The organism is Streptomyces sp. NBC_01351, from assembly GCF_036237315.1.
In the GTDB taxonomy this organism is placed as follows: domain Bacteria; phylum Actinomycetota; class Actinomycetes; order Streptomycetales; family Streptomycetaceae; genus Streptomyces.
In genome coordinates this window covers 3,915,462-3,935,987 of sequence record NZ_CP108356.1, presented here as the reverse complement: position 1 = coordinate 3,935,987, position 20,526 = coordinate 3,915,462, and the positions used below count along the sequence as shown (strand labels likewise).

General features: G+C 73.7%; 14 protein-coding genes and 2 tRNA genes. 8 read left to right on the top strand and 8 right to left on the bottom strand.

The window, feature by feature from the left end; all coding sequences use genetic code 11:
* Positions 1-49: 49 nt before the first annotated feature.
* A tRNA-Lys gene (locus OG625_RS17975) sits at positions 50-122 on the top strand.
* 124 nt (positions 123-246) lie between these two features.
* On the opposite strand, the gene OG625_RS17970 is transcribed toward OG625_RS17975, so the two are convergent.
* On the bottom strand, positions 247-879 hold the full coding sequence (locus tag OG625_RS17970; RefSeq protein WP_329381762.1) for a hypothetical protein: 633 nt from the start codon (positions 877-879) through the stop codon (positions 247-249).
* A gap of 432 nt (positions 880-1,311) precedes the next feature.
* The gene (locus OG625_RS17965; protein ID WP_329381759.1) at positions 1,312-2,175 is read right to left on the bottom strand and encodes a YhjD/YihY/BrkB family envelope integrity protein; all 864 of its coding nucleotides are present in this window, start codon (positions 2,173-2,175) and stop codon (positions 1,312-1,314) included.
* Between the two features lie 152 nt (positions 2,176-2,327).
* Here OG625_RS17965 and OG625_RS17960 point away from each other — a divergent pair, with 152 nt between their 5' ends.
* The 4 genes from OG625_RS17960 (at position 2,328) to OG625_RS17945 (ending at position 6,613) form a co-directional block, all read left to right on the top strand.
* Positions 2,328-3,668, top strand: coding sequence for a chloride channel protein (locus OG625_RS17960; protein WP_329381756.1), 1,341 nt, complete (start codon positions 2,328-2,330; stop codon positions 3,666-3,668).
* Between the two features lie 119 nt (positions 3,669-3,787).
* Positions 3,788-3,861: transfer RNA gene (locus OG625_RS17955), tRNA-Met, on the top strand.
* A gap of 198 nt (positions 3,862-4,059) precedes the next feature.
* Complete coding sequence (locus tag OG625_RS17950) at positions 4,060-5,238, top strand: PP2C family protein-serine/threonine phosphatase (protein ID WP_329381753.1); 1,179 nt, start codon at positions 4,060-4,062, stop codon at positions 5,236-5,238.
* Positions 5,239-5,560: 322 nt separating this feature from the next.
* Positions 5,561-6,613, top strand: a complete 1,053-nt coding sequence (locus tag OG625_RS17945) for a M23 family metallopeptidase (protein ID WP_443067732.1) — start codon at positions 5,561-5,563, stop codon at positions 6,611-6,613.
* Here the strand turns inward: OG625_RS17945 and OG625_RS17940 are convergent.
* The 4 genes from OG625_RS17940 to OG625_RS17925 all read right to left on the bottom strand — a co-directional run bounded on the left by OG625_RS17940 (position 6,522) and on the right by OG625_RS17925 (position 12,009).
* Positions 6,522-7,904, bottom strand: a complete 1,383-nt coding sequence (locus OG625_RS17940) for a PrsW family intramembrane metalloprotease (protein WP_329381749.1) — start codon at positions 7,902-7,904, stop codon at positions 6,522-6,524. The two genes, OG625_RS17945 and OG625_RS17940, sit on opposite strands and share 92 nt — an antisense overlap.
* 43 nt (positions 7,905-7,947) lie before the next feature.
* Entirely contained in the window at positions 7,948-8,790 is an 843-nt protein-coding gene (gene trmB / locus OG625_RS17935; protein ID WP_329381746.1) for a tRNA (guanosine(46)-N7)-methyltransferase TrmB, read from the bottom strand.
* Between the two features lie 241 nt (positions 8,791-9,031).
* Positions 9,032-10,270 (bottom strand): L-2-hydroxyglutarate oxidase, encoded by a 1,239-nt coding sequence (gene lhgO / locus OG625_RS17930; protein ID WP_329381743.1) that lies wholly within the window; start codon positions 10,268-10,270, stop codon positions 9,032-9,034.
* Between the two features lie 44 nt (positions 10,271-10,314).
* Entirely contained in the window at positions 10,315-12,009 is a 1,695-nt protein-coding gene (locus tag OG625_RS17925; protein WP_329381740.1) for a sporulation protein, read from the bottom strand.
* Between the two features lie 649 nt (positions 12,010-12,658).
* Here OG625_RS17925 and OG625_RS17920 point away from each other — a divergent pair.
* Together OG625_RS17920 and OG625_RS17915 are read left to right on the top strand one after the other, a co-directional pair.
* On the top strand, positions 12,659-14,953 hold the full coding sequence (locus tag OG625_RS17920) for an asparagine synthase-related protein (protein ID WP_443067731.1): 2,295 nt from the start codon (positions 12,659-12,661) through the stop codon (positions 14,951-14,953).
* Positions 14,954-15,048: 95 nt separating this feature from the next.
* On the top strand, positions 15,049-15,549 hold the full coding sequence (locus OG625_RS17915) for a MarR family winged helix-turn-helix transcriptional regulator (RefSeq protein WP_329381737.1): 501 nt from the start codon (positions 15,049-15,051) through the stop codon (positions 15,547-15,549).
* Between the two features lie 83 nt (positions 15,550-15,632).
* Here OG625_RS17915 and OG625_RS17910 read toward each other — a convergent pair whose 3' ends face one another.
* Positions 15,633-17,654 carry a sigma-70 family RNA polymerase sigma factor gene (locus tag OG625_RS17910; RefSeq protein WP_329381734.1) on the bottom strand — a complete coding sequence of 674 codons (2,022 nt, stop codon included), beginning with the start codon at positions 17,652-17,654 and terminating at the stop codon, positions 15,633-15,635.
* Between the two features lie 265 nt (positions 17,655-17,919).
* Positions 17,920-18,711, bottom strand: coding sequence for a TetR/AcrR family transcriptional regulator (locus tag OG625_RS17905; RefSeq protein WP_329381731.1), 792 nt, complete (start codon positions 18,709-18,711; stop codon positions 17,920-17,922).
* Between the two features lie 339 nt (positions 18,712-19,050).
* On the opposite strand from OG625_RS17905, the gene OG625_RS17900 reads away from it, so the two are divergent.
* Positions 19,051-20,469, top strand: coding sequence for an NAD(P)/FAD-dependent oxidoreductase (locus tag OG625_RS17900; protein WP_329381729.1), 1,419 nt, complete (start codon positions 19,051-19,053; stop codon positions 20,467-20,469).
* Positions 20,470-20,526: the final 57 nt, after the last annotated feature.

The window sequence follows — 20,526 nt, the reverse complement described above, 5'->3', positions numbered from 1 at the left end:
GATCGGCTGACGGGCGCTCTGCGGCTATGCTCTGGGGTGAGCACATGGAGGGCCATTAGCTCAATTGGCAGAGCAGCGGACTTTTAATCCGTTGGTTGTCGGTTCGAGTCCGACATGGCCTACCGCTCCCGGGCGGGGGATACCTCCTCCGACCTGGCACTGAGCGCCCCATCCGGTTTCTGCCGGGTGGGGCGCTCGGTCGTTTCCGGGTCACGTGCGTCAGGTGCGTCAGCTGCGTCAGGCGGGTCAGGGGCGTGCGGAGTCCTGCCGGTTGGGCTGGGCGTGCGCCAGGAGGAACTCGGTCGCCCCGGCGATGGCCTCGGCGTAAGTGGTGTGCACGGCCTCGGACTCCTCCTCCTGCCGGTCCGCGGCGGTGGCGCTGTACCACCAGGCGTCGGCGTCCGGGTCGTGGTGGACGACGGCGGTACCGCCTGCGTAGCCAAGCGGGATGGATTCGCCGGCGGACCTCCTGACCACCGCGTGGGGCCACTTGAGGCGGGCGGACTGGCGCTTGATGCCGCCCCAGGCCGCTCCCAGTTGGGAGTAGTTCGCTCCGCTGCGGCCGGCGACGGTGGCGGCGCTCTCCGCCAGCCGGTCGACGGACCGCTTGGCTTCGTACAGCGCCCGCAGCAGCGACAGTTGCACGTCGGGGGCGGCCATCAGGGCGGGGTCGAAGGGCTTGTGGGCGGTGCGGTAGGCCAGCGCACGTGTCGAGATCCGTTCGGCCAGTGCCCGGACCGCGGCGAGCACTTCGTCGTCCATGGTGAACGCATCGTCCTCGGTGGGTTCGCTCCAGGCGGGCTCCACCAGGGTCGTCACGGTGGTCCAGAAGTTCGCGTCGTTCTTGTCCGGGGTCGGGATCGCTACCGAATCATCCATACTGACAAGATTACCTGTCGAGAATTTGATTGACAAGAAAAACTGTCAGGGTGCCCGGGGTGGTGGGTGCGCGCGCATCCTCGGCGGCACCGCCGTCTCACGCGTCCTGTCGTGCGGTGCGCGTGGAGTCCAGGAACGCGGAGATCCGAGACGCACCGGTGCGCTCCAGTCAGGTGCGGAAGTCCATCGTTCCCGGGTGGACCCTCCGGGTGGCGGGGACGCCCGCGCTGACCCCGGGCGTGGCCGGCGAACGGCCGCCCTCACCCGTCCGGCGGAACGGCCGCCGGTGGAGAGGGGCCCGGGAAGGGGCCGATGGTCCGTCATCACCCGGCCGGTTGTGCGGCGGCCGCGGCGTTGTTTTCGCGCGGCCGGCGGCCGGCGGCCGCAGGGGGCACGCCGAGCGGGAGTAGCGGCGTACGGCGGCGGCCGCGGTCACCGTGCTGGTGGCAGCGGGTCCATCGGCGTGCGCAGCCAGCGGGCCGGGAGGGGCTCGCGCGCGACCACGTACCCGACGGCGACGGCGACCGTGATGACGACGAACAGCATGATCAGCCAGGACAGCAGCACGAAGACCGAGCCGAGGCTGCCGAACTGCTGCATGCTGCGCTCCACGGCGTGCGGCATGTAGATCTGGGACGCCGAGGAAAGCAACTGCTGCCCCACCCCGGCCAGTACCGCGCCGGGCAGCAGCGGCAGCCACGGGACGCGGGCGCCGAGCAGTAGGTGCTGGGTCCACCACCACAGCGCCGTGCCGCTGACCACGGCCAGCAGGAGGCCGGTGAGCCGGCCGCTGCCGAAGGCGTCCTGCACCGGCCCCTGGAAGAGCAGGGCGGTCAGCCAGACGCCGATCCAGGCCAGCCAGCGCCACGCGGCGAGCCGGGCCTTGGCCTTGGGGAGGTGCCAGGAGCGCTCGCACATCCGCTGCAGGGCGCGGCTGCAGGCGGTCGCCGACAGCAGCGTCACCACGACCCCCACCGCGCCGGTGCTCGCCGCGGCGGTCGCGTCGGTGGCGGAGTACACGGACCGCACCTGATCCAGCGCGGCGTCCTGGAGTCCCAGCGTGGTGCGGATGGACGAGACGAACTGCTCCTGGACCCAATCGGGTGCGATCGCGCCGAGGACGAACAGGGCGGGGATCGCGCCGAGGAAGGCCTGGGCGGCCAGTCTGGTCGCGCAGTCCAGCACGTTGACGGCCGCGAGCTGGTCGACGAGCCGGCCGAGCAGCGGGGTGTGCCTGCGCATCCAGCCGGGCGCGGCGAGCAGACGCGACCGGGCATTCGGTTCGGACTCGGACACGGCAGAACTCCTCGCTGGGCAGGGCTCGGCGGACTCCCGACGGCTGTGACCACCTTGCCCGAGCGGTTGGGGAAAATCGCACATATCGGCTGTTTTCGACGGGCGGCGGCGGCCGCTCCGGTGGATCATCGCGGGACGGAAGGAAGTGATCAATGGCGGAGCCGCGTTCTCGATCCGATCAGCCTGCGAGCGATGACCAGCCGCAGGAACCGGACGTCCTGCGGAAGATCCTCCGCAGTCCCGGCTATCTGAAGATGCTCGCCTTCTGCGCCCTCATCGGCATTCCGGTGTCCCTCGCGGCCTTCTGGCTCCTCGTCATGCTCCGCGAGCTGGAGTACGCGCTGTGGGGCGACCTCCCGCAGGCGCTCGGCTGGGACACCCCGCCCTGGTGGTGGCCGATCCCCCTGCTGCTCGTGGCCGGCGTGGGCGTCGGCCTCGTCGTCACGCACATGCCGGGCGCCGGCGGGCACGTTCCCGCCGCCGGCGTGCAGTTGGGGGGCAGTTCCTCGGCCGCGCTGCCCGGGGTGCTGCTGGCGGCGCTGTTCGCCCTGCCGTTCGGCGCCGTCCTCGGGCCCGAGGCCCCGCTGATCGCGCTGGGCGGCGGGCTGGCCCTGGTGTTCCGCGACCTCGCGCAGATGCCGGCGACGGCGCAGAGCACCGCCCTCCTGGGCGCCGCCGGAGCCGCGGCGGCCGTCTCCGCGATCTTCGGCAACCCGTTGATCGCCGCGGTGCTGCTGATCGAGGTGGCCGGCGTGGGCGGGCCGCGGCTGTTCGCGGTCATGCTGCCGGCCCTGCTCTCCAGCGGGGTCGGGTCCCTGGTGTTCACGGGCCTCGGCCACTGGACGGGGCTCGGGACCGGGGACCTCTCGCTGAACCTCTCCACGCCGATCCCGCGGCTGGACGTGGGGGACGTGCTCTGGGCGCTGGTCATCGCCGTGGCCCTCGCCGTCTGCCTGCACCCCGTGGTGGCCGGGGCCCGGCGGGTCGCCGCTTACGTCGCCGGACGGCCCTTCGTGCGGACCGTCCAGTGCGCGTTGGGTGCTGCCGTCTGCGCCGCCCTCTACGCGCTGATCACCGGCCGCTCGCCCGCCGAGGTCGCGTCCTCCGGTCAGAGCACCATCGGCGAACTGGCCGCCGACCCGCAGTCCTGGGGCGTGGGCGCGCTGATCGCCGTCCTGCTGTTCAAAGGCATCGGCTACGCGCTCTGCCTCGGCAGCCTGCGCGGCGGGCCCGTGTTCCCCACGCTCTTCCTCGGCGCGGCGGCGGGGGTCCTCCTCGCGCCGCTGCCCGGGCTGGGCCCCGTACCGGGGATGGCGGCGGGGATGGCGGCGGCCGCGGCGACCATGCTGAGGCTCCCGGTGAGCAGCGTCGTCCTCGTGGTCCTGCTCCTGGGCAGCACCGCCATGATGCCGGTCGTGATCCTGGCGGCCGTGGTCGCTTTCGTCGTCACCGAGCTGCTGCCCGCCCGGCCTGCGGCGGTGTCCCGGGCATGACGCGATCTCAACTAAACCCAGATGCAAGGCTCTGACCTGCTCTTATGTGGGCGCGACGGGGGGTGGGCGGGTAATTGGCGGAGAGGCCGCCCCGGATGGCGTAGAGTTGTGTTTACCGACGCGGGGTGGAGCAGCTCGGTAGCTCGCTGGGCTCATAACCCAGAGGTCGTAGGTTCAAATCCTGCCCCCGCTACTCAGTATGAAGGCCCGGTTCCCTCAGGGGAGCCGGGCCTTCGTCGTGTTGTCGCGTCGTGTTCCGTCGCCGTCGTGTTCGCCCCGTACGGCCGCCGCCCGCGCGCCCGTTCACCCGTACGGCCGCCGCCGGGTCGCCGTACGACCGTCCCTACCGCCAGCCTTGAGGGGGCGAGGGACCCGGCGGCAGGAGAACAGCGTGGTGGGGCTGGGCCGGCAGGGCGACGTGGACGACCGTGCGGGCGGAGCCGGGAGCGGGGTGGTGACGCAACTCCTGCGGGCGCTGCCGTGCGTACTCATCGGGTTCGGCCTCGTCTTCGACCTGACGACCCCGCCCAGCTTCACCGGATCCCCCTTCTTCTCGGCGGCCCCTCTGGTCGCCGCTCCCCTCCTCACCCTCCGGGGCGCCGCACTGATCGGCGTACTGGCCTCGCTCGCGGTGTTCGCGCTGCACATCTACCACGGCACGTCCTGGGAGGTGGCGGCGCTCACCGAGCTGGCCACCGTCGTCACCGTCTCCGGGCTGGCGATCCTGATCAACCGGGTGGTGCGGCGCAGTGGTGAACGGCTGGCCTCCGCACGCGAGATCGCCGAAGCCGCGCAGCGGGCGGTGCTGCCGACGCCCGCCGAGCGGATCGCCGGGCTGTCCGTCTCCGCGCGCTACGAGGCCGCGCAGGCCGACGCCTTCATCGGCGGGGACCTGTACGCGGTCCAGGACACCCCGTACGGAGTGCGCCTGGCGGTGGGCGACGTACGGGGCAAGGGGCTGGGTGCGGTGGAGGCCGTCGCGGTGGTCCTCGGCGCGTTCCGGGAGGCGGCGGAGACCGAGCCGACGCTGGAGGGCGTGGCGCAGCGGCTGGAGCGGGCCCTGGCCCGGGAGGGCGCCCGGCGCGACAGTCTGGACGCGGTCGAGGGGTTCACCACGTGCGTGCTCGGCGAGATCCCGGCGGGAGCGGGGATGTTGCGGCTGCTCAACCGGGGCCACCCCGAGCCGCTGCTGCTGCACGCGAACGGGGAACTGGCCGTGCTCGCCTCGGCGGAGCCCGCACTGCCGCTCGGGATGGGGGAACTGGGCGGGTGGCCGGACGCGGCTCAGGAGTGGGCCTTCCCGGCGGGGACCACCCTGCTGCTGTTCACGGACGGCCTGACCGAGGCCCGGAACCTGGCGGGCGACTTCTATGATCCGGCGGACCGGCTGCGCGGGCGGATCTTCCCCGGGCCGCAGGAGCTGCTCGGCGCGCTCAGCAGCGATGTGCGCCGGCACACGGGCGGCGGGGCGACGGACGACATGGCCCTGCTCGCGGTGGGTCGGCCCGGGCGGGGGCAGCCGAAGCGGCGAAGGACCGTACCCGTGGTGCGCCGGGAGGGCAGTGCGTAGCGGGGGGCGGCGCTCGGCTCGGTGAAGTGACGCTGCGTAGAGGGAAGGGCGCTCTCAGCGAGTGAATTGACGGGCCGTCATTTTTTGGATGTGGCGGAAGGGGCGGGGGAACGGTCCGAATATTGCCCGAGTTGATCCCCTTCTATTGCGAAAAGCCCTGGCCAGAGCCGGTCGTTGAGTGGCCGATTGGTAGGAACGATCAATCGCAACAGCTTGGAATCACTCCCCTGCGTCTATTACCTTTCGATAACGCAGCGCGGTCGTCCCAGCCGTCGCAAGAGACGGCGCCGTGCGCGTGCGTGTCAATGAGGAGTGTGCCCCGGTGGCCTCCAACTTGCCTGCCCCCGAAGGCATCGAGAACCAGGAGCCGCCTACCGCGGGCGCCTGGGGCGAGTGGAATCCCACCGAGGATTCGGTCCGTCCCGTACGGGGCAAGCACCGCGTCGCCCGCCAGCGCGGGGGACTCGCGCGCAGCTCCACCGTGCTGGGCGTCGGCGTCATCGCGGCCGTCGGCGCGGGCGGCATAGCCACCGCGCAGGACCGGCCGCAGGTCGCGATATCCCTCCCCTCGCTGTCGGACCTCCCCTCGCTGCCCGAGGTGATGGACGGCGACTTCTCCGCCGAGGGGGGCTCCGGGGGCGACGCGCGGAAGGCGGGCGCGGAGGCCGGGAAGACCGGGATCATCCCGCAGCAGGCCGACCGCCGCGCGGACGCCGGCGAGGTGCTGCGCAACCGCATCCTCCAGCAGGCCGAGTCCCAGCAGGACGCCGCCGAGGCCCAGGCGCAGGCGGAGGCCGAGCAGGCCGCGCGGGACGCCGCCGCGCAGGAGGCCAAGGCGAAGCTGGACGCGGCGCAGAAGGCCGTCGAGGACGCGAAGGCCGCCGCCGAGGCGAAGGCCGCGGCCGAGGCCAAGGCCGCCGAGGAGGCCGCCGCGGCCGCAGCGGCCAAGGCCGAGCAGGAGCGCCTCGCCAAGCTGGCCGGCAGCTACTCGCTGCCCACCTCCGCCTACACCATCACCTCGCACTACGGGGTCGCCGGCTCCATGTGGTCCTCCGGGTACCACACCGGCCTCGACCTCGCGGCCCCCACCGGCACCCCGGTCAAGGCCGTGGCCGCCGGGAAGATCACCTCTGCCGGGTGGTCCGGGGCGTACGGCTACCGGATCGTGCTGGAGCTCGAGGACGGCACGGAGGTCTGGTACTGCCACCTCTCCTCGATGTCGGTGACCTCCGGGTCGGTCGGCGCCGGAGACACCATCGGCCGCGTCGGCGCCACCGGCAATGTCACCGGCCCCCATCTGCACCTGGAAGTACGCAAGGGCGGCTCGACGGTGGACCCCCTGGCCTGGCTGGAGTCCAAGGGCCTGAACGTCTGAGGTCCGGGGCGGGTCCCGGGGCAGCGTCGGGGTCGGGGTCTGCGGCGGGGCCTGGGGTACGGGGGCCGGGCACTGCGGCCGGCGGTGCCGCCAGTGGGTCGAACCAGGGCGGAAACAGCTCCTCCAGCACCGCTGCCCGGGCCAGCGCGGGACCCGCCGTCGCCCGGCGCAGCCACAGCCGGCCCAGCAACTCCCGCTCACGTCCGGCGAAATCCGGCTCCCGCGCCGGGCCGCCGCGGCGCGCCCGGTTCCGTAGCAGGGCCAGCGCCGCCGCATCCTCCTCGTACCGGGCGACCGCGCGGCCGGCCGCCCGGCCCCCGCTGCGCCGGGCCAGGGCGCGGGCCAGCGACCGGGCCGGCATCGAGGCCAGCGCCGGGACCTCGGCGGGCGCGAGCCAGCCCGCCGCCGCGTACTCCGCGAGCTCGTGGGCGACGGCGCGCAGCCGCCGCCGCCTTATCCAGACCGCCAGCCACACCAGCAGGGCGAACGCCGGGACCATCACGCAGCCGTAGACCACGTAGAACCCGTACTCCCCGAACCGCGAGGAGCTGTTCCACAGGGCGTGCGCGCACATGGCCGCCGCCAGGCCGAGCAGCGGCAGGGCGAACCTGCGGGAACGGCGGGTGCTGAGCGCGGCCGCGCCGAAGCCGAGCCCGGTCAGCACCGTGAACAGCGGGTGCGCGAACGGCGACAGCACGATCCGCACGAAGAAGGTCGCGGCGGTCACCGAGTCCAGGACGCCGGTGCCTTCGGTCAGGTCCTCACCGAAGGCATTGCCGAGATAGAGGATGTTCTCGGTGAAGGCGAAGCCGGTGGCGGTGAAGCCGGCCACCACGAAACCGTCGGCGGGGCCGGTGAACTGCCGTCTTCGGAACACGAAGACGAGGAGCAGGGCCGCCGCCTTGGCGCTCTCCTCCACCACCGGGGCGATCGCCACCGAGCCGATCGTGTCCGCGTCGGCGGGATCGGCCGTGGTCGCGGCTATCCACTCGGTGGCGAAACTGTTGGCCAGTATCGCGATCAGCGCCGCGGTGCAGGCCCCCCAGCCGAAGCAGAACAGCAACTGCGGCCAGGGCGCGGGCGCGGCCCGGCCGAGCCACCGGAAGGCCGCCATGAGCGGCGCGACCGGCAGCAGGGCCAGACCGAGGCCGACGAAGAAGCCGGGGGTGCCGGTCTGCTCCCGCACGAGTTCGAGGATCGCGACCCCGGTGGTGGCGAGCAAGGTGACGAGCACGCCCGTGCGGACCGTGCCCGACGGGCGTGCGAGCACAAGGGGGAGCGCTCGGAACACATGATGACCCTACAGAGTGGGTCTGACACGGGGAGTGACGTTGTCAGTTCTTGGCGCTATTGGCGCTACTGGCGTTCTCGGTGCGACGGAAGAGCAAGTCGTGCACGACGTGCCCCTTGTCGAGGCCCTGGCCCTCGAACCGGGTGAGCGGCCGGAAGTCGGGGCGCGGCGCGTAACCGCCATCGGCCTGCGTGTTCTCGAAGTCCGGGTGAGCGGTGAGGACTTCGAGCATCTGCTCGGCGTACGGCTCCCAGTCGGTCGCGCAGTGCAGCACGGCCCCGGGGGCCAGGCGAGTGGCGGCCAGCGTGAGGAACTCGGGCTGGATCAGCCGGCGCTTGTGGTGGCGGGCCTTGGGCCAGGGGTCCGGGAAGTACACGCGGATCCCGGCCAGGGAGTCCGGCGGCAGCATCTCGCGCAGCAGGATGATCGCGTCGCCGTTGGCCACGCGCACGTTCGTCATCCCGCCCCGCTCGGCGAGGGCGAGCAGGTTGCCCTGCCCCGGCGTGTGCACGTCGGCGGCGAGGATGCCGGTGCCCGGGTCGGCGGCGGCCATCTGGGCGGTGGCCTCGCCCATGCCGAAGCCGATCTCCAGGACCACGGGCAGCCCGTCGAAGAGCCGCTTCAGGTCGATGACCTCGTGGCCGTCGATGTCCAGCCCCCAGGTACCCCACAGCCGCTTCAGGGCCTCGCCCTGCCCGGTGGTGACCCGGCTGCGCCGGGGCTGGAAGCTCCGGATCCGCCGCTCGTGGTGCGAACCGGCCGGGTCCGGCGCGGGCCCGTCGGGGAACCGGGGCTCGGTCCGCCACTTGGGCGGCACGTACGAGGACGCCTCGGGCGCGGAGTCGTCCGGGAGGCTGGGCGGCGGGGGGTTCAGGGCATCAGACACAATGCCGAGATTCTACGCCGGGGGCCGCGCCGTGCCGGGTGCGGCCAAATCCAGCTCGCCCGGCGTTTGAGGACCGGGGGTCCCCCCGGACGGAGTCTGGGGGAGGGTCTGGGGCAGAGCCCCAGGTCCTGCAGCCTCGCCGGCGCTTGAGGCGCGGGGTCCGGGCAGAGCCCGGGGAACGGAGGAAGGGCGGGGCGGGGAGAAGCTCCGCGCAGCGGCGGCCGGTACCTCGCCGAGGGGGTCAGGCGGAGCGGAGCAGCCGCAGCGCGCGGGCGGCGATCTCGCGCCCGATCGGGAGCGAAGCGGTAGCCGCCGGCGACGGCGCGTTCAGCACGTGCACCGTCCTCGGCGCCTCGCGGATCAGGAAGTCGTCCACCAGGCTCCCGTCCCGCAGCACGGCCTGCGCCCGCACCCCGGCCGAAGCGGGCCGCAGGTCCTCGGCGGAGACGGCCGGCAGCAGCCTCCGCACCGCGCGGGTGAAGGCCGGCTTCGACAGCGAGCGGTGGATCTCGCCCGCCCCGTACCGCCAGTGCCGCGCGGCCATCCGCCAGGAGCCCGGCCACGCCAGCTCGGTGGCCACGTCACGCGGCCGGACCACGGACCAGCCGTAGCCTTCCCGCGCCAGCGCCGGCACCGCGTTCGGCCCGACGTGGACGCCGCCGCCGATTCCCCGGGTCAGGTGCACTCCGAGGAAGGGGAACGCCGGATCGGGCACCGGGTAGACCAGCCCCCGGACCAGCTCCGGACGGATCAGGTCGTAGTACTCCCCCCGGAACGGCACGATCCGCATCTGCGGGTCGTCCCCGGCCAGCCGGGCGATCCGGTCGCACTGCAGGCCCGCGCAGTTCACCAGGATCCGCGCGCGCACCACGAGGCCGGACGTCGTGCGGACGGCCACGCCGGAGGGGCGGCGCGAGATCAGGTCCACCGCGCCGCCGTAGACGATCTCCGCACCGGAGGACTCCGCGAGCTGCTCGCTCACCCGGCCGTAGTCCACGATCCCGGTGCTGCCGACGTGGATCGCGGCCAGGCCGCGCACCTCGGGCTCGTACTCCGAGATCTGCGCCGGGCCGAGCTCGCGCACCGGGATGCCGTTCTCCCGGCCGCGCTGGACCAGGGCGTGCAGGCGCGGCAGCTCGTCCCGCTCGGTGGCGACGATCAGCTTGCCCGTCACCTCGTGCGGAATCCCGTGCTCCGCACAGAACTTGACCATCTCGGCCGCACCGCGCACCGCGAAGCGCGCCTTGAGCGACCCGGGCCGGTAGTAGATCCCGCTGTGGATCACCCCGCTGTTGCGGCCCGTCTGGTGCCGCGCCGGACCGGGCTCCTTCTCCAGGACGACCACCCGCGTCCCCGGAGCCAGCCGCGACAGGGCATGCGCCGTCGACAGGCCGACGATCCCGCCGCCGATCACCAGCACATCGCAGTCCACGCCACCGCCCACGCCCACGCCGACACCTCCCACCCCTGCATACTGCACCCCGCCACCGACAACGCGGCCATGAGGGCCCCCGGCTCCCACCCCTATGCCGGCGCCACCAGCAACGGCCGGGCCCGCTCGCGCAGCTCCGCCACGCGCGGCTCGTCCCCGTACGGTTCCAGACGGTGCAGCAGGTCCCGTACGTATTCGGTCGTCCGCGCCGAGGAGATCCGGCCCGCCACCTCCACCGCCCGGGTGCCCGCCGCGCACGCCGCGTCGAGGTTGCCCGACTCCAGCTCCGCGACCGCGCTCACCACGAGCCGCAGCCCGTGCGAGCGCACGAACTCCTCGGTGGGGCGGGACAGCGCCTGCTCCGTGAAGCGCCGCACCTGGCGGGGCAGCCGCAGGTCCCGGTAGCACTCCGCCGCGTCCGCCGCGAAGCGGTCGTACGAGTAGAAGCCGAGCCAGGTCGGATCCGGATCGCCGTCCCGCGCCCGCTCCAGCCAGCCCTCCGACGCCCGCAGCGCGGCCCCGGCGGCCGACGAATCGCCCGCCTTCGCGTGCGCGCGCGCCTCGACGAGGCGGAAGAAGCTCATGGTGCGGGCGGTGGCCAGGCCCCGGTTGCGTTCGACGGCGGCCTGCGCGAGGTCCACGCCCTCCTCCGGGAAGTCCCGGTAGGTCGCCTGGAGGGACATCGAGGCCAGGACGTACCCGCCGAGCGGCACGTCGGCGGCCGCGCGGGCCAGGCGCAGCGCCTGGATGTAGTAGCGCTGCGCGGCCTCCTGCTGGCCGGTGTCGAAGGCCATCCACCCGGCCAGCCGGGTCAGTTCGGCGGTCGCGCCGAACAGTGCGCGGCCCACCTCGTCGCTGTACGAGCCGAGCAGCAGCGGGGCCGCGTCCACCCGCAGGCACTCGGGGACCATCGACGAACGCCAGTCCCCGCCGCCGTACTTGGAGTCCCAGCGGCGCGCGTCCTCGGCGGCCTCGCGCAGCTTGGTCACATCGCTGTGGCCCACGCGCTGGGCATGGTCGCGCGGAGTTTCGGGCCCGGGCTGGGCGGGCACAACGGTGGACGGCGGTTCCGGTACGAGGCCTTGGGGAGCCGGGGGGCCTGCGGGTCCCACGCGCCCGGGGGCTTCCGAGGGCGTCGCGCCGTCCGCCACGGCGCTGTCGTGCGTGGAGGGACCGTGCACGGATGGGCCCTGTACTGAGGGGGCCTGTACCGAGGGGCCCTGTACCGAGGGGCCCTGTACCGAGGGGGCCTGCGCCGGGGAGCCCTGCGCCGGGGGACCGTGCGCCGGGGAGCCCTGTGCGGTAACCCCCGCCTCGCGTCCCACCGAGCCGTCCGCCGGAGATATCAGCCAGCGCGAAGCGGGCGTCGCGTACGCCGCCACCGAGAAGGAGCCGGCGAGTGACTGCCAGATCCCGCCGCCGCCCCGCCGCCCGGCGAGGTCGAGCCGGTAGAGGTCGGTGGCCGAGCGCACCGCCGCGCCGACGTCGCGGGGGAAGGCAAGGCCCACCTCGGGCGCGGGGTCCGCGTCCGCGAGGCCGATCTCGTGCAGCGGCACCGGCCGGCCCAGCTTCGCGCCGATGGCGGCCGCGATCAGGTGCGGAGCGGCGCCCTGCGGCACCATCCCCTTCGACACCCACCGGGCCACCGAGGTCTTGTCGTACCGGAGGGTCAGGCCCCGCTGCGCGCCGAGGTCGTTGACGCGCCGGGCCAGCCCGGCGTTGCTGATGCCCGCGAGGGCGAGGACGGCGCCGAGCTTCTCATTGGGCTCGCGGAGCTCCCTGGACATGCGCCACCCCTCGTCACACGCGGAACGCATACGCCGCCGGGGCATAGGCGCCCGGCATTTCGTAAACCCAGCGTAGTTCCCCGCCTCCCAAGCGTTAAGGCCTCTACTTCCGTATGGCGGGATTGTTGTCCGTTTGCACAGTCCGGTCCGGCCCCGGGCCCGGGGCGCACTCGTCCCGGTGTGCTCCGGCCGTGTGGCCGTGCGCCCGGCCGTGCGCTCTGGCCGGTACGGGGGCCCGGCGATTCGATGTGCGGTGCGTGGGTCGGCCCGCTGCGTGAACCGGGCGGGTCGGGGGATGCCGCTGCCTCAATCCCCGCGGGTGGCGGTCCGGTCCGGGGGGTGGATTCCGCCTCCCGCGACCGCGCCCGTGTCCGGCCGCGGACTGCCGGCGGCGGCCCGCGGCAGCGCTCGGTGGCCCCCGAGACCGCCGAAGAATGGCCGAAACCGACCTATGGGACGGTGGGAACGGAACGTCAAATACCGCGTGGCCGGGGCGTGTTCGTTTGCATGTGCGCCCCCTTTAACCACTCTCGCACGCCTGTCCCGTGGCAGCATGGACCCGAGCCACCCGGGGTCCCGCGGCCGCGCCCTCAGCGCCGACCGTGCTGCCCGTGCCCCGGTCATGTGCCCACAGGCTGGGGAGGCGGCGGTGCGCTGGTTGGTGGGTTGGAGCAGTATCGCCGCGAGCTTCGGCACGGCCGGTCGTGTCTCGGGCGCGAACGGCCACGGCGGCTACGGCGGCTACGGGGCGAACGGCCACGGTGGTCAAGGCGGTCACGGCGCGAACGGCCAGGGCGGCCGCCACGCGAACGCCCAACCCGGCCAACCCGGCCAACCCGGTTACGCCCCCGCCGGCGCCCCCCTGCACGGCGGCATCGCCGACGCCGCCCACCCCGGCGACCCGGGCGCGGACGCCGACCGTACCGTCCAGCCCGTCGGCGCCCAGCTCCTGTGGGGCGACCCCGACCCCCTCTGGGCCGTCGGCGACTGGCGCCCCGACGAGATCCGCACCCTCACCGCCGACCCGGCCGACCCCTTCACCCGGCTCGCCGTCCTCGGCTGCTGCGGAGCCACCGACGCCGAACTGCGCCGCGCCCTCTACGCCGCCCGCGGCGGGGCCCTGCGCCACCTCACCCAGTGGTCCGGCAGCTACACCGCCGTCGTGCAGGCCGGCCGTCGCATCACCGTCGTGGGCGACCTCGCCGGCGCGCGGCCCGTCTTCTACACGCCCTGGGCGAGCGGCACCGCGTACGCCACCGCCGCGCTCCCGCTCGCCGACCTCATCGAGGCGCAGCTCGACATCGGCCACCTCGCCGCCCTGCTGGCGTGCCCCGACAGCCCCGAGGCACTGGGCGACGGCACACCGTACGCCGGGGTCCGCCGCATCCCGCCCGGGCACGCGCTCATCCTGCGCGAGGGCTCCCGGGAGATCACCGGCTACGAGCCCGTCGCCTCCCTCGCCGTGGCCGCCCCCGAGGCCGACGCCGAGCGCGCGATGGAGGGCGTACGGGAAGCGTTGGTGGACGCGGTGCGCGCCCGGCTCACGGCGCCCCGGCATGCTCCCGACACCCCGCCTCCGTACGATCCCGGCCCCGTGCCCGGCATGGGCCCCGCCGACCGGCGCGCCGCCCGTGGCGCGCCGGCCCCAGGGGTGGGCGCCGACCTCTCCGGCGGTAGCGCCTCCGCCACCCTCGCCCTGCTGGCGGCCGGTCTGCCCGGCGCGCCCGGCACCCTCGGCAGCCCCGCCGGGGCGCGGCTGCTGGCCGTCACCTTCAACGACCTGGCCACCCCGCAGGGCCGCGAGGCCGAACTGGAACGGGCCCGCGCCATCGCCGCCGACCCGCGCCTGCACCACGTCGTGGTGGCCGCCGCCGAGGAGGCCCTCCCGTACGCCGACCTCGACGGCCCCCTCACCGACGAACCCGGCCCCTCCCTCGTCTTCGCCGCCCGCGAGCGCCGCCGACTGGCCGCCGGCAGCGCCGACCACTTCACGGGCCACGGCGCCCGCCAGGTCCTCGACGCCCACCCGGCGCGCATGGCCGACCTCCTGATGGACCGCAGGCGCCGCCACCTGCTGCGCCCGGTCGCGGCCCTGGCCCGTTCGGCCTCCGCCTCCGGAGCCGGCGGCGAATCCCTCCTCGTGCCGCTCACCGTGTACTCGGCAGCCCGCAGACTTTCTCGTACGACGTACCGCGCGGGCATGGAAGCCGCCGCGGCCAGGCTCCGCGAGGGCGGGGTCACCGAGAGATCCTCCGGTCCGGTGGACGCCTCCCTCGCCGCCCTGACCTGGTCCCGGCCCGGCCCTGCGGCGGGCTGGCTCACCGGGGAGGCCCTCGCCGAAGTATCGATCCGCCTGGTTGCCGCCGCGGGCCGCCCCCCGCTCTCCCTGCGCCCCGGCGAGGCCCGCGCCCGCTCCGTCCTGGCCCGCCACGCCGCCGACCACCGGGTGTTCGAGCAGGCCGTGGAGGTCCGCAGCCAGCGTCTGCACGCCCCGTTCCTCGACAACCAGGTCGTACGGGCCGCCCGCGCCCTCCCCGAATCCCTGCGCGTCCAGCCCGGGGCCCGGGCGGAGATCCTGCGCAGCGTCCTGTCCTCGGCGGGCGTACGCGAGCTCCCCTCGGGCTGGGGCGCCACCGCCCACACCCCGAACGAGACGGCGACCCGCCTCGGCCTCCGGGCAGCCCTGCCCGACCTCCTCGACCTCTTCGCCTCCCCGCTCCTCGCGGACGCCGGCCTGATCGAGGCCCGCGTCGTGCGCCAGGCCCTGCTCGACGCGGCGGACGGGCGCCCGGTCCCGCTGGACGGGCTCGCGGAACTCGTCTCGATGGAGCTGTGGCTGCACCGCCTGCTCGCCCGCCGGGGCACGTGCTGGACGGGCACCTCGACGGCCCGCCGCCGGGCGGTCCCGGAGGGCGTTCCGGTACACCGACCGGCACTCTCCTGAGCTCGGCCCGCCCCCGGCACTGATCTATCTTTGCCGCTCGACGCCGAGCACCAAGTGGTCGGGACGAGACGGGACGAGATCGGACGTGAGCGGACATGAGTGACGCGGTGGACATGATCGTCGGCCAGTGGGCGGCGGAGAGCCCCGACCTGGCGGGGGAGTTGTGGCCCATCGAGGTACTGGCCCGGATCCAGCGCGTGAACCGGGTCGTGGAGAAGCAGCTCAAGGCCTTCGTGACCGAACACGACCTGGAACCGGGTGAGCTGGACGTCCTCACCACCCTCCGCCGCTCGGGCCCGCCGTACGCGCTGACCGCGGGCACGCTCATCCCGGCCGCGATGGTCACCTCCGGCGCGATCAGCAACCGCATCGACCGCATGGAGGCGAAGGGCCTGGTCGAACGCGTCCGGGACGGCAAGGACCGCCGTGCGGTCCGCATCCGCCTCACTCCCGCCGGCCACGCCCTCACGGAGACCCTGATGGCCGCCCATCTCCGCCACTTCGAACAGCTCCTGGCCCCCTTGGACCGCGCCACCTGCGCCACCCTGGCCACGGCCCTGCGCACCCTCCTGGAAGCCCACGGCGACACCCCGTAACCGGCTGCCGGAACCTCGCCGCCGCTACGCCCGTGCGCAGGCCGCGGGCGCTGCGCTCTCCCCGAGCGGGCCGGTCACGGCGCTCACCGGCAACTGATCACGGCGTCGGCCCAGCTGGCGAGCGTCGGCAGCCGACCCGGCCCGGCCCGCTCCACCACCAGCCGCAGCGACGAGCGCCCGGCCAGCGAGACGTTCACCGACGCGGGCCCGTCCTCGTACCCGAGGGAGCCGGACTGCCACAGCCGCTGCCCGTCCGCGTACACGGAGAACCGCACCTGGCCGTTGGTGAGCGCCGACAGGCCGTCCACCCCGACCCGCGCGGAGAAGGAGGTGCACTGCCGGTTGAGCTTGATCTGCACCGAGGAATGGGAGTTCACCGTGATCCCGTGCTCGAACCGCCTGTCGCCCACCCGCAGCCCCTGGCGCTGCCACACCCAACTGCTCTGCCGGACCTGCAACTCCGGGCCGTCATGGTCCCCGTATGCGGCGTAGTCGAGCCGGGCCAGCGGGAACCCCTGCGCCGGCTTCGGCGGCTTGCTCGGGGGCGGCGTCGGCGCAGGCCGCTCCCGGCTCGGCGAAGGCGAGGGAGACGGGGACGAGGAGGGCTTCGGCAGCGGGGGAGCGACGGCACCCGGCGCCTTCGGCGTCGGCTTCGGCCCCGGCTGTGGAGGTACGTGGACACGCGCGGGCGGCTCCTGCCCGGGCGGGCCCGGCTCCGCCGAAGGCGAGGGGGCGGGCGAGGGCGAGGCGGCTTCCGGCAGCGCCGGCGCCGCGACCGTCGGCGCGGGCTTCGCCTGAGCCTGGGGCTCGACATCGTCCCCGGTCAGCGCGAACACCACCCCGGCCGCCGCGGCCACCGCGATCCCGGCGGCGATGGCGGCCTTGGCGGGCAGCCCGAGCCCCTCGGAAACCACAGCACCCCCGGCCCCCGACGCAGCACCACCCGCGGCCCCGGCACCTCCGGCCCCGGCAGCACCGGCCCCGGCAGCACCGGCCCCGGCACCTCCGGCCCCGGCACCTCCGGCCCCGGCAGCACCGGCCCCGGCAGCACCGGCACCCGCCGCCCCGGCACCGGCGGTCGACCCGCCGGCAGCGGCCGCGGCGGCCCCGGCCCCGCCCGCGGCGACGGCCCCACCGGCCACCACCCCGGCCGCCTTGGCCGCGTACCCGGCGGCGAACCACCCGATGACCGCAACCGGAAGCAGCGCCGGAATGCCCGCGTTGACGTCCTTGAGCTCCCCGGCCGCCAGCCGGCACTTCGCGCACTCCTCCAGGTGCTTGCGCAGCCCCCGCTCCGCCCGGATCCGCAACCCGCCACGCGCATAGGCGCCCAGCCGGTCCGCGTACCGCGCGCAGTCGCCGCCCTCGATCAGCGCCGAACTCACATGGGCCTGCAAGTACGCCTGCTTGAGCCCCTCCCGCGCCCGACTGGCCAGCACGGCGGTCGCGTTCGCGCTCAGCCCGAACAGCGGCGCGATCGCACTCGGCGAAGCCTCCTCCACGGTGGTGTGCCACAGCACGGCCTGCCACCGCTCCGGCAGGCTCCGGAAAGCCTGCATCGCCAAGGACTGCTCGGCCTCGTGCATCGCCCGGACGTCCGCGCCGAGTTCGAGGGTGTCGTCGCCGGACAGCCCCGACAGCCCGGCGCCACCCTCCGTACCGGAGCCCGCGGCGGCCTGCTCGGCGAAGACCGCGAAGTCCTCGACAAGTTGCTCCCGCTTGGCCGTCTTCGCCCAGGCGGCAGCGACCCTGCGCACGGTGGTCAGCAGATAGGCCCGCACCGACTGGTCCGGCCCGGCCCCGCCGCGAACCGCCTGCAGCGTCCGCGCGAACACCTCGGCGGTCAGGTCGTCGGCCGTGTGCCCGTCCCGGCAGCAGGTCCGCGCGTAGCGCCGTACGGCATCGGAGTGGCGACGGAACAGCACCTCGTAGGCACCGTCGTCACCGGCACGCATCCGGGCGATCAAGTCACCGTCGGACGGCGGCAGCTCGCCCCCGGTCCCGCCGGGCTCGCGCTGGGCCGGTACCTGCCGCGCGGGCAGAGTGCCCTCCACGACCTCGCCGCCGGCGCCACCGAGTGACTCTTCCCGCCCGTCAACGCTCATCTCGGACGCCCCCGAACGACACACTCAACCGGTCCACCGATCAAGCGTGTCACACGGCGGAGGCGCGCCGGACCCGTCTCCATACCATCCACTCATCCGGGCACAATTCAGCAGCCCGGCGACAAAACCCCACGGACGTCAGCCCGAAGGTCTCCAAAGAGCGGTCAACGAAGCGACGCATCCGGCACCCGCACCATCCGGCACCACACGCCCGGCACCCGCACGCCCGGCACCCGCACCGTCCGGCACCCGGACCGTCCGGCACTCACACCGTCCGGGAGCGCAGCCCTTCCAGCAGGATGTCGAGCAGCCGCGTCGAAGCCGCCGCCTGCTGCGCCGGATCGGGCAGCGCGGGCGCAGCCGTCGCTATCACCAGCAGCACATCGGCCACCGTGACGTCACCGCGCAGCTCACCGGCCTCCCGGGCCCGCTCCACGAGCTGCCCCACGACCTCCAGCAGAGCCCCCGCGCCCGAGTCGTCCGAGGGCTCGTCCTCGGCGGCGATGCGCGCGGCGACGCTCCGAGCCTCCGGAGCCGCACCGGCGGCCCCGCCGGCCGTCTCGGCAGCCTGGCGCTGGTGCGGAACCCGCGCCTCCTCCGTCTCCTCGACCCCGTCCTCGCTCGCCGAGCCGACCCGCAGCACCTGCGGCGGCAGCAGCCGCCCGGCACCCGAGGCCACGGAGGTGCGCAGGAAGCGCGAGAGCGCCTGCCACGGCTCCTCCTCCTGGCCGAGCGCCGTCCGGGCCTGCTCGGTCAGCCGCGCGGTCTCCTCTTCGGCTATCCGCCGGACCAGCACGTCCTTGCTCGGGAAGCGCCGGTAGACGGTGCCGACCCCGACGCGCGCGCGCCGCGCCACGTCCTCCATCGGAGCCCCGTAGCCCAGCTCGCCGAAGACCTCGCGGGCCGCCCGCAGCACGTGCTCCAGGTTGCGCTGGGCATCGACGCGCAGGGGCGTGGACCTGCCCACGCCATGCGTGGTGGCGCCGTTCGCGAGCGCGCGGCCGTTGCTCTCGACCGAAAGAGCGGTCGCAGAACCATGGAAATCGGAAATGTTCATATGTTTCCCCCGGTAATCATTTGTCTCCCCCCGGAGACACTCCCCGCCTTCATGTCGAGTGGGCCACGGTCTCGGGCCCGGTCCTACTCACTCGACGAGATACGAACATAGTTGAGCCAGAGTCAATTCAGAAGAGGCAGCCCCGGACGGAGCACCGCCCGATCGGAGCATTCATCCTCACTTTTCCCTCACACACTCCCGGAATCTTCCATTCCGCACCCCCTGACCTGCGCAGTTCCACCCCTACCCAAGGTCCGCTTCGACCCCACGCCGGCACCACCTCCGGTCACACAATTTGTCGGGCCTGTGGACAAACTCCCAGCCACGTTGCGTCATGGGATGGTGAAGGCTGCTAACTCGCGGGGCACGGACCCCGGTACCCCGCCCCGCACGCGCATCCTGATCGTCGGCGGCGGCTACGTAGGCATGTACACGGCACTCCGGCTCCAGAGAAAGCTGAGATCCGGCGAAGCCGAGGTCACGGTGGTCTCCCCCGAGCCCTACATGACGTACCAGCCCTTCCTCCCCGAGGCGGCCGCCGGCTCCATCTCCCCCCGCCACGTCGTGGTCCCGCTGCGCCGCGTGCTGCCCAAGTGCCGCATCCTCATCGGCGAGGCCCGCCACATCGACCACGCCAAGCGCACCGCGACCGTCGCCACCCTCGCCACCGAGGACGAGGGAGCCGGCCCGATCGAGATCGAGTACGACGAACTCGTCCTCGCCCCCGGCTCGATCTCCCGCACGCTCCCCATCCCGGGACTCGCCGACTACGCCATCGGGTTCAAGACCGTCGCGGAAGCCATCGGCCTGCGCAACCACGTCATCGAGCAGATGGACATCGCCTCCTCCACCCGCGACCCCGCCCTCCGCGACGCGGCCCTCACCTTCGTCTTCGTCGGCGGCGGCTACGCGGGCGTCGAAGCCCTCGGCGAACTGGAGGACATGGCCCGCTACGCGGCGCGGTACTACCACAACATCAAGCCCGAGGACATGAAGTGGGTGCTGGTCGAGGCCAGCGACCGGATCCTGCCCGAGGTCGGCCCCGACATGGGCGTCTACACGGTCCGCGAACTGCGCCGCCGCAACATCGACCTGCGGCTGGAGACCCGGCTCGAATCCTGCGAGAACCGCGTCGCCGTCCTCAGCGACGGCGCCCGCTTCCCGACGCGCACCATCGTGTGGACCGCCGGCGTCAAACCGCACCCGATCCTCGCCGCCTCCGACCTCCCCAAGAACGAACGCGGCCGCCTCGCCTGCACTTCCTTCCTCACCGTCGAGGGAGTCGAGCACGCCTGGGCCGCCGGCGACGCCGCCGCCGTCCCCGACATCACCGCCCCCGAACCGGGCCGCGAATGCGCCCCGAACGCCCAGCACGCGGTCCGCCAGGCCAAGGCCCTCGCCGACAACCTGATCGCCGCCCTGCGCGACGAGGTCCTCACCGAGTACGCGCACAAGTACGCCGGTTCCGTCGCCTCGCTCGGCCTCCACAAGGGCGTCGCCCACGTCTACGGACGCAAGCTCAAGGGCTACCCCGCCTGGCTCATGCACCGCATGTACCACCTCAGCCGCGTGCCCACCTTCAACCGCAAAATGCGCGTCCTCGCCGAATGGACTCTCTCCGGCCTCTTCAAGCGCGAGATCGTCTCCCTGGGTTCGCTCGAACACCCCAGGGCAGAATTCGAACTGGCCGCAGGTGGCGGCCCCAAGAACCCACCCCCGAACCCCGCCCCCAACCCCCCGCAGGACAGCCAGGGCTGACGTTGTCAGTGCGGTCGGCCACACTGGACGTGTGACCATAGGTGGGCTCACACCTGC

Coding starts and splice junctions, on each gene's coding strand:
- OG625_RS17970 (WP_329381762.1), bottom strand. CDS start 879: ATGGATGATTCGGTAGCGATCCCGACCCCGGACAAGAACGACGCGAAC.
- OG625_RS17960 (WP_329381756.1), top strand. CDS start 2,328: ATGGCGGAGCCGCGTTCTCGATCCGATCAGCCTGCGAGCGATGACCAG.
- OG625_RS17925 (WP_329381740.1), bottom strand. CDS start 12,009: ATGTCCAGGGAGCTCCGCGAGCCCAATGAGAAGCTCGGCGCCGTCCTC.
- OG625_RS17915 (WP_329381737.1), top strand. CDS start 15,049: ATGAGTGACGCGGTGGACATGATCGTCGGCCAGTGGGCGGCGGAGAGC.
- OG625_RS17910 (WP_329381734.1), bottom strand. CDS start 17,654: ATGAGCGTTGACGGGCGGGAAGAGTCACTCGGTGGCGCCGGCGGCGAG.
- OG625_RS17905 (WP_329381731.1), bottom strand. CDS start 18,711: ATGAACATTTCCGATTTCCATGGTTCTGCGACCGCTCTTTCGGTCGAG.
- OG625_RS17900 (WP_329381729.1), top strand. CDS start 19,051: ATGGTGAAGGCTGCTAACTCGCGGGGCACGGACCCCGGTACCCCGCCC.